Annotated in this window: 11 protein-coding genes; 1 reads left to right on the plus strand and 10 read right to left on the minus strand. The window is 58.1% G+C overall.

The window, feature by feature from the left end:
• Window positions 1-108: 108 nt before the first annotated feature.
• The 6 genes from glgP to asd all read right to left on the minus strand — a co-directional run bounded on the left by glgP (window position 109) and on the right by asd (window position 11,321).
• On the minus strand, window positions 109-2,556 hold the full coding sequence (gene glgP, locus ACUTSW_RS21985; protein WP_020439938.1) for a glycogen phosphorylase: 2,448 nt from the start codon (window positions 2,554-2,556) through the stop codon (window positions 109-111).
• 142 nt (window positions 2,557-2,698) lie between these two features.
• Window positions 2,699-4,132 carry a glycogen synthase GlgA gene (gene glgA / locus ACUTSW_RS21990; RefSeq protein WP_006328588.1) on the minus strand — a complete coding sequence of 478 codons (1,434 nt, stop codon included), beginning with the start codon at window positions 4,130-4,132 and terminating at the stop codon, window positions 2,699-2,701.
• Window positions 4,133-4,248: 116 nt separating this feature from the next.
• Complete coding sequence (glgC, locus tag ACUTSW_RS21995) at window positions 4,249-5,526, minus strand: glucose-1-phosphate adenylyltransferase (protein WP_004951423.1); 1,278 nt, start codon at window positions 5,524-5,526, stop codon at window positions 4,249-4,251.
• 15 nt (window positions 5,527-5,541) lie between these two features.
• Window positions 5,542-7,524, minus strand: coding sequence for a glycogen debranching protein GlgX (gene glgX / locus ACUTSW_RS22000; protein WP_445585349.1), 1,983 nt, complete (start codon window positions 7,522-7,524; stop codon window positions 5,542-5,544).
• On the minus strand, window positions 7,521-9,707 hold the full coding sequence (glgB, locus tag ACUTSW_RS22005) for a 1,4-alpha-glucan branching enzyme (protein WP_445585350.1): 2,187 nt from the start codon (window positions 9,705-9,707) through the stop codon (window positions 7,521-7,523). The genes glgX and glgB overlap by 4 nt, the downstream gene beginning before the upstream one ends.
• Window positions 9,708-10,217: 510 nt before the next feature.
• The gene (gene asd, locus ACUTSW_RS22010) at window positions 10,218-11,321 is read right to left on the minus strand and encodes an aspartate-semialdehyde dehydrogenase (protein WP_004951431.1); all 1,104 of its coding nucleotides are present in this window, start codon (window positions 11,319-11,321) and stop codon (window positions 10,218-10,220) included.
• Between the two features lie 239 nt (window positions 11,322-11,560).
• On the opposite strand from asd, the gene ACUTSW_RS22015 reads away from it, so the two are divergent.
• On the plus strand, window positions 11,561-12,154 hold the full coding sequence (locus ACUTSW_RS22015) for a YhgN family NAAT transporter (RefSeq protein WP_004951434.1): 594 nt from the start codon (window positions 11,561-11,563) through the stop codon (window positions 12,152-12,154).
• A 45-nt stretch (window positions 12,155-12,199) separates the two neighbouring features.
• Here ACUTSW_RS22015 and gntK read toward each other — a convergent pair whose 3' ends face one another.
• The 4 genes from gntK to ACUTSW_RS22035 all read right to left on the minus strand — a co-directional run bounded on the left by gntK (window position 12,200) and on the right by ACUTSW_RS22035 (window position 16,444).
• Entirely contained in the window at window positions 12,200-12,730 is a 531-nt protein-coding gene (gene gntK, locus ACUTSW_RS22020; RefSeq protein WP_445585351.1) for a gluconokinase, read from the minus strand.
• Window positions 12,731-12,903: 173 nt separating this feature from the next.
• Window positions 12,904-14,220: a gluconate transporter gene (gene gntT / locus ACUTSW_RS22025; RefSeq protein WP_004951440.1), complete on the minus strand. Its 1,317-nt coding sequence runs from the start codon at window positions 14,218-14,220 to the stop codon at window positions 12,904-12,906.
• Between the two features lie 383 nt (window positions 14,221-14,603).
• Window positions 14,604-15,599 carry a gluconate operon transcriptional repressor GntR gene (gene gntR, locus ACUTSW_RS22030; protein ID WP_006328604.1) on the minus strand — a complete coding sequence of 332 codons (996 nt, stop codon included), beginning with the start codon at window positions 15,597-15,599 and terminating at the stop codon, window positions 14,604-14,606.
• 149 nt (window positions 15,600-15,748) lie between these two features.
• Window positions 15,749-16,444 (minus strand): pirin family protein, encoded by a 696-nt coding sequence (locus tag ACUTSW_RS22035; protein WP_006328605.1) that lies wholly within the window; start codon window positions 16,442-16,444, stop codon window positions 15,749-15,751.
• Between the last annotated feature and the right edge of the window lie 291 nt (window positions 16,445-16,735).

The raw sequence follows: 16,735 nt of genomic DNA on the forward strand, positions 1-16,735 counted from the left end.
TAAAGCAGAAGATCTCATCCTTTGCTTCATTAGCCATCAAAGTAGACCCTTTAGCTGCAAAGAACTTTGCCTACATTCTCAAAGGGCCGGATATCCGGCCCTTTTGCATTACAGCTTGATCGGTTTGATGTGCCAGATTTCGTCCGCATACTCCTGAATGGTGCGGTCGGAAGAAAAATACCCCATGTTGGCGATATTCAAGATGGCCCGCCGCGTCCAGTCATCCTGATTGCGGTACACCTCATCCACCTTATCCTGCGTATCCACATAGCTGCGGTAATCGGCCAGCAACTGGTAGTGATCGCCCAAATTCACCAGCGAATCAAACAGATTGCTGTAGCGCTTTGGCTCCTCCGGGCTGAATACGCCGGTGGCGATCTGGGTCAGCGCCTGATGCAGTTCGGGATCTTGCTCATAGTACAGATGCGGGTTGTAGCCGTTGCGGCGCAACTCTTCCACCTGCTCGGCGGTATTGCCGAAGATAAAGATGTTCTCTTCACCCACATGCTCCAGCATCTCTACGTTGGCACCGTCCAGCGTGCCGATGGTCAGCGCGCCGTTAAGGGCGAACTTCATGTTGCTGGTGCCCGACGCCTCGGTGCCCGCCAGCGAGATCTGCTCGGAAAGATCCGCCGCCGGAATGATCAACTGCGCCAGACTGACGCTGTAGTTCGGAATAAATACGACTTTCAACTGGGTGTGCACGCGCGGATCGTTATTGATCACCTTCGCCACATCGTTGATCAGGCGAATGATCTGCTTCGCCGCATAATAGGCCGAGGCCGCTTTGCCGGCGAAGATCACCACCCTCGGCACGCGCTCGGTCTCCGGATCCTGCAACAGGCGGTTATACAGCGTGATCACGTGCAGTACATTGAGCAGTTGCCGTTTGTACTCATGAATGCGTTTGATCTGCACATCGAACAACGCATCCGGGTTGACCACCACATTCAGGGTTTTGGCGATGTACTTCGCCAACCGCTCTTTGTTTTGCCGTTTGGCAGCCTGAACCGCCTGCAGGAAACTGGGGAAATCGATGTTGGCTTTGAGCTCGCTCAGTTGGCTGAGATCGGTGCGCCAGGTCTGGCCAATGCTGTCGTCAAGCACGGCGGAAAGCGGCCGGTTGGCCAGCCCCAGCCAGCGGCGCGGCGTGACGCCGTTGGTTTTGTTGCAGAAACGATCGGGGAAAATGCGCGCAAAGTCGGCAAACAGCGATTGCACCATCAGCTCGGAATGCAGTGCGGAAACCCCGTTCACTTTGTGGCTGGCCACCACCGCCAGCCACGCCATGCGTACCCTGCGACCGTTGGTCTCGTCAATGATCGACACCCGCGCCAACAGCTCGTTGTCGCCCGGCACCACTTCCTGCACGTGCTTGAGGAAGTGATCGTTGATCTCGAAGATCAACTGCAAGTGACGCGGCAGGATCCGGCCGATCATGTCCAGCGGCCAGGTCTCCAGCGCTTCGCTCATCAGCGTGTGGTTGGTGTAGGAGAATACCCGTTCCACGACGGCCCAAGCGTCGAGCCAACTGAACTTGTGATCGTCGATCAGCCGATGCATCAGTTCGGGGATAGACAACACCGGGTGAGTGTCATTCAGGTGAATGGCAATCTTGTCCGCCAGATTGTCGAAGGTTTTATGCATCGTCCAGTGGCGGTTGAGGATATCCTGCACCGTGGCCGACACCAGGAAATACTCCTGCCGCAGCCGAAGTTCGCGCCCGGAATAAGTGGAGTCGTCCGGGTACAATACGCGCGATACGTTCTCCGAGTGGTTTTTATCCTCAACCGCCGCGAAATAATCCCCCTGATTGAATTTACCGAGGTTGATTTCGTTACTGGCCTGGGCGCTCCACAACCGCAGCGTGTTGGTGGCGTCGGTATCAAAACCGGGGATCACCTGATCGTAAGCGATGGCTAACACCTCTTCGGTTTCCAGCCAGCGCGCCTTGGCGCCTTCCTGCTGAATTCGCCCGCCGAAGCGCACCTTGTATCGGGTGTTGTGGCGCGGGAACTCCCACGGGTTACCGTATTCCAGCCAGTAGTCCGGTGACTCCATCTGCTGGCCGTTAACGATGTTCTGCTTGAACATGCCGTATTCGTAGCGGATGCCGTAGCCGCGCCCCGGCAGCGCCAGCGTCGCCAGCGAATCGAGGAAACAGGCCGCCAACCGCCCCAGCCCCCCGTTGCCCAGCCCCGGATCGTTCTCTTCCTCCAGCAATTCACCGAGGCTCAGCCCCATTTCATTCAACGCGTCATCGATATCCTGGTAAATCCCCATCGACAACAGCGCGTTGGAAAGCGTGCGCCCGAGCAGGAACTCCATCGACAGGTAATAGACCTGTCGCACGTCCTGGGAAAGCTGGGCGCGGTTGGAACGCAGCCAGCGTTCCACCATGCGATCGCGCACCGCAAACAGCACGGCGTTCAGCCAGTCATGCTGGTTGGCGATAGCCGGATCCTTGCCGACAATAAACATCAGCTTATAGGCGATGGAATGTTTCAGCGCTTCAACACTGACCGTGGGTGAGGTGTAACTAATCGGTGAAGTCATAGCTTTTCTATCCCCTGAAGGGGGCGCCCTATTCTTCGGAATATCAACGCCCCGCTGAATATGGGCACAGCATGCTGCGCCCCTACAACCTACAATTACGGATGCTTGCTGCATGCACGCTAACCAGACACCCGTATTACGACTATAACAACCGTTGATAAAGCGACAGATAATCCTTTGCCGCAATCTGCCAGCCAAAATCCACGCTCATGGCGTGGCGCTGTACGTGACGCCAATGCTTTGGCCTGCTCCACAGCACCATGGCGCGCCGGATGGCGTTGCCCAGTGCGGCGGCATCACAATCATCAAACACAAATCCGCTGGCGGTGCCGTCGGCCAGATTCTCCAGCGCGCAGTCCACCACCGTGTCCGCCAACCCGCCGGTGCGGCGCACCAAGGGCAGCGTGCCGTATTTCAAGCCGTAGAGTTGAGTCAGTCCGCAGGGTTCAAAGCGGCTCGGCACCATGATCACATCGGCTCCGCCGATAATCCGGTGCGAGAACGCCTCGTGATAACCAATCTGTACCCCGACCTGTTCCGGATAGTCGGCGGCGGCGGCCAGAAACGCCTGCTGCAACACCGCATCGCCGGCCCCTAACAGCGCCAGTTGGCCCCCCTGCTCAAGCAATGCCGGCAGCGCTTCCAATACCAGATCCAGACCTTTCTGGTTAGTCAGGCGACTCACCACCGCAAACACCGGCAGCGACTCGTCCACCTTCAGGCCCATCGCTTTTTGCAAGTGCAGCTTGTTCTTGGTCTTGTTCTTCAAATCTTCGGCATCGTAGCGGGCGGTCAAGCGCGGATCGTGGGACGGATCCCAAATATTGTCGTCCACGCCATTAAGAATGCCGCTCAACCGCCCCTGCCGCTGGCGTTCCTGCAACAACCCTTCCATGCCGCAACCGAACTCCGGCCGGGTGATTTCCCGCGCGTAGGTCGGGCTGACGGCAGTGATATGGTCGGCGTAATACAGCCCGGCTTTCAGGAACGACATCTGGCCGTAAAACTCCAGGCCGTAAACGTTGTAAAACGAAGGCGGCAGCCACAGTTCAGCCACGTGATGGGCGGAGAACAGCCCCTGATAAGCCAGGTTGTGCACGGTGAAAATCGAACGCGCCGGGTGGCCGTTGGCCGCCAGATAGGCACAGGCCAGGCCGGCGTGCCAGTCATGGGCGTGCACTACCTGCGGCCGCCAGTAGCGGTCCAAGCCTTTGGCCAACTCGCAGGCGATCCAGCCCAACAGGGCAAACCGCCGATGGTTGTCGGAATAGGCATTCATCGACTGGTCATGATAGGGGCTGCCCGGCCGGTCATACAGCCAGGGGGCGTCAATCAGGTAGATGCCCACGCCATGATAGGTACCGTAGCGCAGGCCGACCCGGCCGGCGAACGAATCGATTTCCGCCACCAGCACGGAGTCCGGTATACCATTACGCACGTCAGGAAAAGCGGGCAATAGCACCCGAACGTCGCCGCCCTCGGCAATTTGAGCCGCCGGTAATGCGCCAACCACGTCTGCGAGCCCCCCGGTTTTCAACAGAGGGAACATTTCAGAACATACGTGTAAAACCTGCATTATCACTCCTGAAGTCGGCAAAGAAGCAGGCTTGCCGCTGTTGTAAATTCCGCGTTTTGCAAGCCATCAGTCCATTCACAAGGCGGCGGTATCATCGTTCCGCCGACAACCTTAACTCACAACTTTGACAGCATTTCGCGCGTCACCAGCACAATGCCGCCTTCCGAGCGATAAAAGCGTTTGCTGTCTTCATCGGCGTTTTCGCCAATCACCATGCCCTCTGGAATATGGCAGGCGCGGTCAATGATGCAGCGCCGCAGGCGGCAGGAACGGCCGACGTTTACGTCCGGCAGCAATACGGTAGAGTCGATGGTGCAGAACGAGTTCACCCGTACCCGCGGGAACAGCACCGAATGCACCACCACCGAACCTGAGACGATGCAGCCGCCGGACACCAGCGAATTCATGGTCATGCCGTGGCTGCCGGAACGGTCCTGCACGAACTTGGCCGGCGGCAGCGGCTCCATATGGGTGCGGATCGGCCAGGCGCGGTCATACATGTCCAGTTCCGGCGTCACCGAGGCCAGATCGAGGTTGGCGCGCCAGTAGGCTTCCAGCGTGCCCACATCGCGCCAGTACGGCGGCAGATCGGGGTTGGAGGTGACGCAAGACAACGTGAACGGGTGCGCCCACGCCGCTTTCTGAGCGGTGATTTTCGGGATCAGATCCTTGCCGAAATCGTGGGTGGAGCCGGGGGTCGACATATCTTCTTCCAGCAGTTGGAACAGATAGTCGGCGTTAAAGATGTAGATCCCCATGCTGGCCAGCGACATCTCCGGGTTACCCGGCATTGGCGGCGGATTGCTCGGTTTTTCCAGGAACTCGAGGATCAGATCGTTCTCATCGACTTCCATCACGCCGAATTCGCTGGCCTCATCGCGCGGTACCGGCAAGCAGGCCACCGTGCATTGCGCGCCCTTTTCGACGTGGTCGATCAACATGCGCGAGTAATCCATCTTGTAGATGTGATCGCCCGCCAGGATCACCACATACTCGGCATCGTAGCGGCGAATGATGTCCAGGTTCTGGTACACCGCATCCGCCGTGCCCTTGTACCAGTGCTCGGTACTGAGGCGTTGCTGGGCCGGCAGCAGATCGACAAATTCGTTCATCTCTTCATTGAGAAACGACCAGCCGCGCTGAATGTGCTGCACCAGGGTATGGGACTGATACTGGGTGATCACGCCGATACGGCGGATACCCGAATTCAGGCAGTTCGACAGGGCAAAATCAATGATGCGGAACTTACCGCCAAAGTGGACGGCAGGCTTGGCACGGGTTGAGGTTAAATCTTTCAAGCGCGAACCGCGGCCGCCGGCCAGAATCAGAGCAACGGACTTAATCGGCAGTTGGCGCGCCAACATCAGGGGGTCTTTATTTTCAAACCTAACCATAGCTGACTCCTTTTATTATTTCTGTACCAGCACGCAAATCGAGTGCGCAGCCTGGTTCCAGGCGGGTAAAACCGCCTGCGGTCCTTCCTGAGTAAAGGGGGCGACAACCTGCCAATCACCCGCAGGCAACCTCATCTCCACCGGCTGCGGCGTGGCGTTAACCACCACCAGCCAGCGCTGCGACAGGCGGATCTGCAGTTGCAAGTTTCCCTGCTCCCATTCTTGCGCCGCAAGCGGCAGCCCTTGCGCGTTCAGCCACTGCACGCTGCCGTCGCCCTCCTGCCACCAGCGGTCTTGCTGCAGGGCGGGGATCTGCCGGCGCAGGTGAATCAGCGCTGCGGTATAAGCGGTGAGCGAATCATCCGCCTTGGCCCAGTCGAGCCAGGTGATGGCGTTGTCCTGACAGTAGGCATTGTTGTTCCCCTGCTGGCTGTGTCCATGCTCATCGCCGGCCAGCAGCATCGGCGTCCCCTGGGACAGCAACAACGTGGCAAGCAGTGCCTGCCGGCTGGCCCTGCGGCGTTGCACAATGGCGTCGTCGGCAATCGGGCCTTCAACACCGTGGTTATAGCTGAAATTATGGTCGCTGCCGTCACGGTTGCCTTCACCGTTAAGCTGGTTGTGCTTACGGTTAAAACTGACCAGATCCTGCAGGGTAAACCCGTCATGAGCGGTCAGCATGTTGATGCTGGCGTACGGCGCACGCCCGCGTTGGTTGAACAAATCGCTGGAGCCGGCAAAGCGTTGGGCAAACTGGCCAAGCGGCAAATCGCCCTGCAGCCAAAAGCGGCGCATATCATCCCGGTAATGGTCATTCCACTCGGCGAAGCGCCCCGGAAAAGCGCCCACCTGATAACCGCCGGGGCCAATGTCCCACGGCTCGGCGATCAGCTTGCAGCGCGACAGCAGATCGTCCGCCAGCATCGCCTGGAACAACGGCGCATCGCGATCGAACGCCGGGGTACGGCCCAGCACGCTGCCCAGATCGAAGCGAAAACCGTCGACATGACATTCGCTCACCCAGAAACGCAGGCACTCCATCACCCAGGCCACGCCCTGCGGTTTATCCAACCGCAGCGTGTTGCCGCAGCCGGTGTCGTTAACGTATCCCCCGTCGGGAGTCAGCCAGTAATAACCCGGGTTATCGATGCCGCGCTGCGACAGCGTCGGCCCGTCCATGTCCAGCTCGGCGCTGTGGTTGAACACCACGTCGAGGATCACCTCAATCCCGGCCTTGTGCAGCGCCTTCACCGCATCGCGAAATTCACGCAACGGCGTCATGTCGGTGCGCAGGCTGCAATAACGGTTATCCGGCGCATAGGGCGCCAGCACGTTATATCCCCAGTAGTTAATCAGCCCGAGACGCTGCAGACGCGGCTCGGAGCTATGCTGCTGTACCGGCAGCAGTTCCAGCGCCGTGATGCCGAGGCGCTTGAAATGGGCGATCATCACCGGATGACCGAGAGCTGCGAAACTGCCGCGCAGCACCGGCGGGATATCCGGGTGCAGCAGAGTCATGCCGCGCACGTGCGCTTCGTAAATCACCGTTTTGCCCCACGGCGTGGCCGGCGGGCGGTCATCCTGCCAATCGTAGGCTTCGTCGATGACCACGCACTTCGGCATCACCTCTGCGCTGTCCTGCGGGTCCGGCCGGTCGTAGCCGCCATGCAGTTCCAGATCGTCCGCCACCGGCCCCTCGACCGCGCGAGCGGCGGGATCCAGCAGCAGTTTGTTAGGGTTAAACCGCAGCCCCTGCGCGGGATCAAACGGGCCGTGCACCCGGTAACCGTAGCGCTGGCCCGGTTTGCCGCCCGGCAGATAGCCGTGCCAGATATCGCCGCTGCGCGCCGGCATCGGCAGACGCACCTCGCGCTGTTGCCCGTCAAACAGGCACAGCTCCACGCCGGTGGCGTGGGCGGAAAACAGGGTAAAGTTGATGCCGTTACCGTCATAATGCGCCCCGAGAGGTGCGGCGATGCCGGGCGTCAGCTCAGTCATTGCGCCTCCCGCAGCAGGTAGATCGTCGCCAGTGGCGGTACGGTCACGCTAATCGAATGCTCGCGACCGTGATTGCCGATCGGTTCCGACACCACGCGGCCCTGATTGCCGGTATTGCTGCCGTGATAATGGTGCGAGTCGGTATTAAGGATTTCCCGATACTCGCCGGGGCGGGAGATACCGATGCGGTAGTGGTGGCGCGGCACCGGAGTAAAGTTGCTGACGGCGATCAGCTCGTTGCCCTGCGAGTCGTAACGGGCAAAGGCAAACACCGAGTTGTCGTGGTCGTCCACCACCAGCCATTCGAAGCCGTCCGGGCGGTAGTCACGCTCATACAACGGTGCCTGCTGCTGATAGCAGTGGTTGAGATCGCGCACCAGCCGCTGCACGCCGTGATGCCAGCCGTCCAGACCCTCCAGCAGATGCCAGTCGAGGCTGGTATCGAAATTCCATTCGCGCCCCTGGGCAAACTCACAGCCCATAAACAGCAGTTTTTTGCCCGGATGCGCCCACATAAAACCGTAATAGGCGCGCAGGTTGGCGAACTTCTGCCAGGCGTCGCCGGGCATGCGGTCGAGAATCGATTTTTTGCCGTGCACCACTTCGTCATGGGAAATCGGCAGCACGAAGTTCTCGGTATAGGCGTACAGCATGCCGAAGGTCATCTGATTGTGATGATATTTGCGGTGTACCGGATCGCACTGCATGTAGTCGAGCGTGTCGTGCATCCAGCCCAGATTCCATTTGTAGTGGAACCCCAACCCATTGGCGTCCGGCGGTAGCGTGACCCCCGGGTAATCGGTGGATTCTTCCGCCAGCGTCACCGCGCCGGGCCGCTCCTTGCCGACGGTATGGTTGGTGTAACGCAGGAAGGCGATGGCCTCCAGATTTTCGTTGCCGCCGTAATAATTCGGCACCCACTCGCCTTCGGCGCGGCTGTAATCGCGGTAGATCATCGAGGCCACGGCATCGACGCGCAGAGCGTCGATACCGTAACGTTCCATCCAGTAAAGGGCATTGCCCGCCAGGTAGTTGCGTACCTCATTGCGACCATAGTTGTAGATCAGCGTGTTCCAGTCCTGATGGAAGCCTTCGCGCGGGTCAGCGTATTCATACAGCGCGGTGCCGTCGAAATTCGCCAAACCGTAGGCGTCGCTGGGGAAATGCCCCGGCACCCAGTCCAGGATCACATTGATGCCGGCCTGGTGCGCCGCCGCCACAAAGGCTTTGAAATCGGCGGGCGTGCCGAAACGCCGGGTCGGGGCGTAGAGCCCCAGCGGCTGATAACCCCAACTGCCGTCGAAGGGGTGTTCGTTAATCGGCAACAGCTCGATATGGGTGAATCCCATGTCTTTGACGTAATCGATCAACTGCACAGCCAGTTCGCCGTAGCTGAGCCAGAAATTGTCGTCGGTGTGGCGCCGCCACGACCCCAGATGCACTTCGTAGATGGAGATCGGCCGATCAAAATCGTTGGCGCGTTGGCGTTCCGGGGTATTTTCCACCACCTCCGGCAACGGCGTCACCAGGGATGCCGTATCCGGTCGCATCTGCGCTTCAAAGGCGTAAGGGTCGGCTTTCAGTTGGGTATTGCCATAGCAGTCGATGATTTCGTATTTGTACAGCTGCCCGGCTTTCACCCCGGGCAGGAACAGCTCCCAGATACCGTTTTCACGGCGCAGGCGCATGGGATGGCGGCGACCGTCCCAGAAGTTGAACTCTCCCACCACCGAAACGCGCTGAGCATTGGGCGCCCAGACGGCAAAGCTGACGCCTTCTACCTCGTCAAGCGTAGCGAGATGCGCTCCCAGCCGCTCATACGGCCGTAGATGGGTGCCCTCCGCCAGCAGCCAGCCGTCGATATCCTGCAACAAGGTGCCAAAACGGTAGGGATCGTCGACGATCTGCTGGTGATTTTGCCAGCGGACCTCCAGTTGATAACGGAAGGGGTTTTTCCGGCGCGGGACGGTAGCGCTGAAAAAGCCACGGGCATCGTCGCAGGCCAACTGCACCACCCGCTTGCCGGTTTGCTGCTCCAGCAACCAGACTTCGCTGGCATCAGGCAGCAGCGCACGGACCTGCAGGCCATTATCGACCGCATGCATACCCAGCAGGGAGAAAGGATCGGCAAAATTGCCGGAGAAAAGCTGATCAATCACGTCACGATCGGGAAGTACAGGCATAGACTTCTTCCTTAGATTAAGAGCATGATTTATAAGAGGCTGCGTCTACCCATCACCGTCCAGATCGCCGTCTTGCAGGCCGCGAGTTGAAATCCATTGGGTAAATGATTAATCCATAGCCGTTTTGGTTATCATGCAATTCATTCGGTATCTAAAGCGTGATTGCGGTCGGTTATTGATCAATTTTCAGCTTGCCGACCTGAATTTCCGCTCTTTATGCTTATTTTTAGTCATCTTTTCAGCGTTGGTGAAAATGTATTCGCCAACGCTTTAAGCATAGCCAATGTCTGTCAAAAACAGTGCCGTATTAGCATGGAAAATCATTCATTAAGAAAACTGCCAGCCCGCAGCGCCGTTGCGCTACTGCCTGCCGGGAGGAAGGCCGGTTATCGGTACGAACATCTCCCTTGGCAGCAACTTCGTCCATAGCGTGCCAAGACAGGGTGAAAAGCGGAAAATAAGGCTTTGGGGGGCTGAAAGAAGCCAGCCCCCGGGAAGTTCAGTTCAGGTTTACAGCAGGATGCGCAGCATACGGCGCAGCGGCTCTGCCGCGCCCCACAGCAGTTGGTCACCCACGGTGAACGCGGACAGGTATTCCGGCCCCATATTCAGCTTGCGCAAGCGACCGACCGGCGTGTTCAGCGTCCCGGTAACCGCAGCCGGCGTCAACTCACGCATGGTCAGCTCACGGTCGTTCGGGATCACCCGCACCCAGTCATTGTGGGTCGCCAGCATCTGTTCGATTTCCGGCAGCGAAACGTCTTTTTTCAGCTTCAGGGTGAACGCCTGGCTATGGCAACGTAGCGCGCCAACGCGCACGCACAAACCGTCAACCGGGATCACGCTGGAGGTGTTCAGAATCTTGTTGGTTTCCGCCTGGCCTTTCCACTCTTCGCGGCTCTGGCCGTTATCGAGCTGTTTGTCGATCCACGGGATCAGGCTACCGGCCAGCGGCACACCGAAGTTATCGGTCGGCAGTTTGCCGCTGCGGGTAGCCGCAGTGACTTTACGTTCGATATCCAAAATGGCCGAAGCCGGGTCCTGCAGCTCTTTCGCCACGTCGGCATGCAGCATGCCCATTTGGGTCAGCAGTTCGCGCATGTGGCGCGCGCCGCCGCCGGAGGCCGCTTGATAGGTGGAGACGGAAGCCCACTCCACCAGATCGTTGGCGAACAGGCCGCCAAGCGACATCAGCATAAGGCTGACGGTGCAGTTACCGCCAACAAAGGTCTTGATGCCTTTGTCCAGCCCCTGCTGAATCACCGCATGGTTGACCGGATCCAGGATGATAATCGCGTCATCCCCCATGCGCAGAGAAGATGCCGCGTCAATCCAGTACCCTTGCCAGCCGATTTCACGCAGCTTAGGGTAGATTTCATTGGTATAATCGCCGCCCTGGCAGGTAATAATAATGTCGAGCGCGCTCAGCGCGTCAACATCGTAAGCATCTTGCAGCGTGCCCTGCTGGCCGCCGAATGCCGGCGCCGCAGAACCGTGCTGCGAAGTGGAGAAAAAGACCGGGCGAATGGCGTCGAAATCGCGCTCTTCCGTCATGCGCTGCATGAGTACGGAGCCGACCATTCCGCGCCAACCGATGAAACCAACGTTTTTCATAATAACTGTCCTACCTTGGAGGATGACTGCTTAGAGTTGTGTGCAATATCTCTCCACCTTACAAAATGTCAGCGCAGGCGCAAAGTGAATTTATTCGATGGGTGAGCGATTCTCAGCAATCCTTCTTATATACCCGCAATCTTTCAAGCCGCAGCTTTGTTATCCGCGCTTGAAAGCCCTCGGGGATGGCCTGTGCACCGTCGGGATGGGCGGCGTGTTTTTTTAATTCTGAGGTAATAATGACAGAGATGATTTCAGTCACGGTATTGCTGTTTTTAATCATGGATCCGCTGGGCAACCTGCCGATTTTCATGTCGGTGCTCAAGCACCTGGAACCGCGCCGCCGGCGGATGGTGTTGATTCGCGAGCTGTTGATCGCCCTGCTGTTGATGCTGATTTTCCTGTTTGCCGGCGAGAAAATTCTGGCGTTCCTCAACCTGCGTACCGAGACCGTGTCCATTTCCGGCGGGATTATCCTGTTCCTGATCGCCATCAAGATGATTTTCCCCTCGCAGGAAGGCAACAGCAGCGGGCTTTCCGCCGGTGAAGAGCCTTTCCTGGTGCCGCTGGCGATCCCGTTGGTGGCAGGGCCTTCGATTTTGGCGGCACTGATGCTGCTCTCGCACCAGTATCCGAACCAGATTTCGCATCTGGTGGTGGCGCTGCTGATTGCCTGGGGTATTTCCGCCGCGATATTGCTGATGTCGAACCTGTTCCTGCGCCTGCTGGGCAGCAAAGGGGTCAGCGCGCTGGAAAGGCTGATGGGGTTGATTCTGGTGATGTTGTCGACCCAAATGTTCCTGGACGGCGTGCGGGCTTACATGAAGCTGTAGTGAACATACTGGCGCCGGGCGGCGCCGGTATCATGACGCAGCCGGTTATTGCTGGGCTGCGACGCTGCGAATATAAGCCAAAGTATCGGCGACCACGCCATCCAACGGCTGGTTGATGTCAATCGCCCACACGTCCTGCTCCTGCGCTCCCGGTTCTTCAAGCGTCACGAACTGAGAAACCAGCATCTGCGGCTTGAAGAAATGCCCCTTGCGCTGTTTCAAACGCTCTTCAATCACCGCCTTATCCCCTTTCAGATAGATAAAATGCAGGTTGCTGTTACCCTCGCGCAGCCGGTCGCGATAGCTTTTTTTCAGCGCCGAACACACCAGCAGCGACACGTCATTGGTGCGCTGCATAGCGAAAATGGCGTCGTTCAGTGCCGTCAGCCACGGGGCGCGATCGTTGTCGTCCAGCGCGTGCCCGGACGCCATTTTGTTGATATTGGCGCGCGGGTGCAGGTAGTCGCCATCCAGCATCGCGGCATGGGCCTGGTGGGCAACGTCGCTGGCGACGGCGGATTTACCGCTGCCTGAAACGCCCATCAAAATAAATACGTGGTGTTGCGGATTGCTCATAATCTCATGCCCTTATGGGGACTCACGCAGGTTTGTGCGGTGGATTGCACCGCCCAATGCGCCCCAAACTCAAAATGATGCCCGGTGCCGCGCAGGGCACCCGATAGCCTCAGGATATCCTATGAATTTCAAGCTGCCGCCAGACGGCCGCAGCTTGAAAGATAACCGCTAAATTATACGACCGTCGCCAGCAGCAGGCAGCCTACCAGGCCGCAAACCGAGATGATGGTTTCCAGCACCGACCAGGATTTGAGGGTTTCCATAATGCTCAGGTTGAAATACTCCTTGAACAGCCAGAACCCCGGATCGTTGACGTGAGAGAAAATCACGCTGCCCGAACCGACCGCGATCACCATCAGCTCCGGGCTGACGCCAGTGGTGGCAATCAGCGGGGCGACGATGCCGCCGGCGGTGATCGCCGCCACGGTGGCGGAACCCAGCGCCAGACGCAGCGCGGCGGCAATGGACCACGCCATAAGAATAGGCGATACGTTGCTGCCTTCCATCAGACCAGCGATGTATTTCTCTACGCCGCTGTCGACCAGCACCTGCTTGAACGCGCCGCCACCGCCGATGATCAACAGCATCATGGCGATAATTTTGATCGAGTCGGTGATGGTGCCCATCACTTCATCCATGGTGCGGCCACGGTTAAGACCAAAGGTGAAGATAGCGATCAACACCGCAATCAGCGTCGCCATCACCGGATCGCCGAAGAACTCGGCAAAGCGCAGCAATGTATGGCCCTTCGGCAGCACCATTTCGGCCACTGCACGCAGTGCCATCAGGATCACCGGCACCAGAGAAGTGGCAACGCTGATGCCAAAACTTGGCATTTCTTCTTCGGTGAAGATTTTCGGGTTATACAGGCCTTCCGGCACCGGCTTGTCGATGCCTTTCAGGAAGCGGGCGTAGACCGGGCCGGCCAGGATCACCGTCGGGATGGCCAGCAGCGTGCCATACAGCAGGGTTTTCCCCATGTCGGCATGGAAGATGGTCGCGATCGCCGTTGGGCCAGGGTGCGGCGGCAGGAAACCGTGGGTCACCGACAGCGCAGCCGCCATCGGTACGCCAACGTACAGCAGCGGAACGCGGGCGGAGGCGGCGATGCTGAATACCAGCGGCAGCAGCAGCACGAAGCCGACCTCATAGAACAGCGCGAAACCGACGGTAAAACCGGTCAGCACCACCGCCCATTGAATGTGTTTTTTGCCGAACTTGTCGATCAGCGTAGTGGCGATGCGCTGAGCGCCGCCACAGTCCGCCAGCAACTTGCCGAGCATGGCGCCAAAGCCCATGATCAACGCCAGGCTGCCCAGCGTGCCGCCAACGCCGGCCTTGATGGAGCCGATCACTTTATCTACCGGCATGCCCTGTGCGATACCCACCGCCAGTGCGACTAAAACCAGAGAGATAAAGCCGTTCAGCTTAAAGCGAATCATCAGCAGCAGCAGTAACGCCACGCCGCCTGCAACAATCACTAATGGCATAATTTTTCTCCAACCCTTTTATCGCGACTCTCTTTACCCTAGACCGTAAAGCGTGCGCTTGTTGTATTTTCAGGCTCTTCCCCGGTGTCAGAAGGCGAGCTGTAGGTGGTACTGAGTCAAAGGTTCTGTCCCTGCTCGTAGGGGGCGATTACTCACCCCGCTCCGTGCGGCCGCAGCGTGCTGCGCCCCTAGGCGGTCACTGACCTCATTGTTACCGGTATCATGATACCGGTAACAACACGAATGACGGAATCGGGTAAACGACTAAAATTCGCGTTCTGGGATAGAGATCAAACTTACGGCGGTAACGAGCGGCAAGCGCACAGGTGGGAGGTGAAACGCGCCGAACGGCGCGGGTTCAAAATGCGGTTAGTTGAAAACGATCAAATACTGCCACCGGGGATCACGGTAAAACCCACGTCTACCATGCGCGGACAGACGGTTTCACCCCGCAACCGCGCCAGCAGACGCTCGGCGCCGATTTGCCCCATCCTTTCACGCGGCGTCAGCACGCTCGCCAGTTTCGGCACCATCACCTGACCGATATCGTGGCCGTGGAAACCGGCAATCGCCATCTGATCGGGGATCGACAACCCTTGACGCTGGCACTCGAAGGTGGCGCCAATCGCTAGGTCATCGTTGGTGCAGAAGATACTGTCAATTTGCGGATAGTCGCGCTGCGCCTGACGCAGCAGTTCGCCGCCGGCGGAATAGGACGACGAACGCGCGGTCATGACGCTGTACGGCTCCAGACCGGACTCGCGCATTGCCTGCTCATAGCCCTGCTGTTTGATAATGGTGCGCTCATCCTGACGTGCGCCGAAATACACCACGTGACGGTGGCCGCGAGCGATGATTTGCTGGGTCATCTGGCGCGCGGCTTCGAAGTTATTGAAGCCCACCGCCAGATCGATGCACGGCGACACGCAGTCCATCAGCTCCACCACCGGGATGCCCGCCACCTCGATCATCTTCAAGGTACGCGGAGTATGATGGCGTTCGGACAGGATCAGGCCGTCGATATTGTAAGACAGCAGCGAGGTCAGGCGCTGCTCTTCACGCTCCGGCAAATAGCCGTAGTGCGCCAGCATGGTCTGGTAATTGTGCGCATCGGTCACGCTCTCGATACCGCGCAAGACTTCGGCAAACACCTGGTTGGTTAACGACGGCAGCAGTACGCCAATGGCGCGGCTGGTCGAGTTGGAAAGGATATCCGGCGCACGGTTGGGAATGTAGCCCAGCTCATCAAGCGCGACGGCAATTTTTTGCTGCAAGGCGACAGAAACCTGATCGGGATTACGCAGATAACGGCTCACCGTCATCTTGGTCACGCCAACCTTGTCTGCAACATCCTGAAGTACCGGCCGTTTTTTCTTCATTATCAATGAACTGGCTAACCGTGAAAGGGCGTTCATTTTAGCAAAAAAAAACCGGGGCCGATATTGTTGGTTGCCGGATGGCCAAATGCAAAAAGGGCTCACCACGTGAGCCCTTGATATTTACCGCTTAATCACAATTTACCGCTTAATCACACCGGCGGCAGATCGAACAGCAGGATTTCACTGTCTTCATCCGCCTGAATCGACAGCTCGGCTTCATCCCACACCGCGAAAGCATCGCTGGTGCCGGCCTGTTGACCGTTGATCACCACTTTGCCGCGGACTACCTGGATCCAAACGCGGCGCTGGGCCTCAATCTGATACGCCGACTGCTCGTCTTTGTTCAGCGCCCAGCGTGACAAAGTCATATCCTGGAACACCTTCAGCGAACCCTCGCGCGCATCCGGCGACAGCACTAACTGGCGGCCCTGCGGCGCATCGAACATACGTTGTTCATAACGCGGCTCCAGCCCGACCTGATCAGGAATAATCCAAATCTGGTACAGGTGCAGCGGACGATCCTTATTGCCGTTGTATTCCGAGTGGCGCACCCCGGTGCCCGCACTCATGATCTGGAACTCGCCGGCTTGAATCTGCTCTTTGTTGCCCATGCTGTCCTGATGCTCTACCGTGCCGCTCAGCACGTAGGTCAGGATCTCCATGTCTTTATGCGGATGAGTGCCAAAACCCTGCCCCGCGTCGATCACGTCTTCGTTGATCACCCGCAGCGCCGAGAACCCCATAAAATCGGCATCGTAGTAGTTGGCAAATGAGAAGGTATGCCAGCTATCCAGCCAACCATGATTGGCATGACCGCGATCTTCTGCTTTACGTAAATAAATCATATTCAACTCTCCTCAATGTTTTTTTACAGTCTAGTCCCGGCAGCAGAATAAGAAAGCGTAAAAAACTCATCCCTCTGTTCAAAAAATTAGATGGAGTGGCGAAGCTGTTTTCAGCGGAGTTGTTGAAGGCGTGAAGGGGGTAAAAACAGGCAAAAAAAAAGCCAGCACCCGAGCTGGCTAAGTAACACTGGAAGCAATGTGAGCAATGTCGTGCCTTCGCAGGAAGAGTATCAAAAAGGCGATGCTCTCCCCGGAACGCATCGCAATAATAATCATTATCATTCGCACCTG

The organism is Serratia sp. TSA_198.1, assembly GCF_052686505.1.

Bases quoted from the DNA above. Each gene is read 5' to 3' on its own strand.
- glgP (WP_020439938.1), bottom strand. From the start codon at position 2,556: ATGACTTCACCGATTAGTTACACCTCACCCACGGTCAGTGTTGAAGCG.
- glgA (WP_006328588.1), bottom strand. From the start codon at position 4,132: ATGCAGGTTTTACACGTATGTTCTGAAATGTTCCCTCTGTTGAAAACC.
- glgC (WP_004951423.1), bottom strand. From the start codon at position 5,526: ATGGTTAGGTTTGAAAATAAAGACCCCCTGATGTTGGCGCGCCAACTG.
- glgX (WP_445585349.1), bottom strand. From the start codon at position 7,524: ATGACTGAGCTGACGCCCGGCATCGCCGCACCTCTCGGGGCGCATTAT.
- glgB (WP_445585350.1), bottom strand. From the start codon at position 9,707: ATGCCTGTACTTCCCGATCGTGACGTGATTGATCAGCTTTTCTCCGGC.
- asd (WP_004951431.1), bottom strand. From the start codon at position 11,321: ATGAAAAACGTTGGTTTCATCGGTTGGCGCGGAATGGTCGGCTCCGTA.
- ACUTSW_RS22015 (WP_004951434.1), top strand. From the start codon at position 11,561: ATGACAGAGATGATTTCAGTCACGGTATTGCTGTTTTTAATCATGGAT.
- gntK (WP_445585351.1), bottom strand. From the start codon at position 12,730: ATGAGCAATCCGCAACACCACGTATTTATTTTGATGGGCGTTTCAGGC.
- gntT (WP_004951440.1), bottom strand. From the start codon at position 14,220: ATGCCATTAGTGATTGTTGCAGGCGGCGTGGCGTTACTGCTGCTGCTG.
- gntR (WP_006328604.1), bottom strand. From the start codon at position 15,599: ATGAAGAAAAAACGGCCGGTACTTCAGGATGTTGCAGACAAGGTTGGC.
- ACUTSW_RS22035 (WP_006328605.1), bottom strand. From the start codon at position 16,444: ATGATTTATTTACGTAAAGCAGAAGATCGCGGTCATGCCAATCATGGT.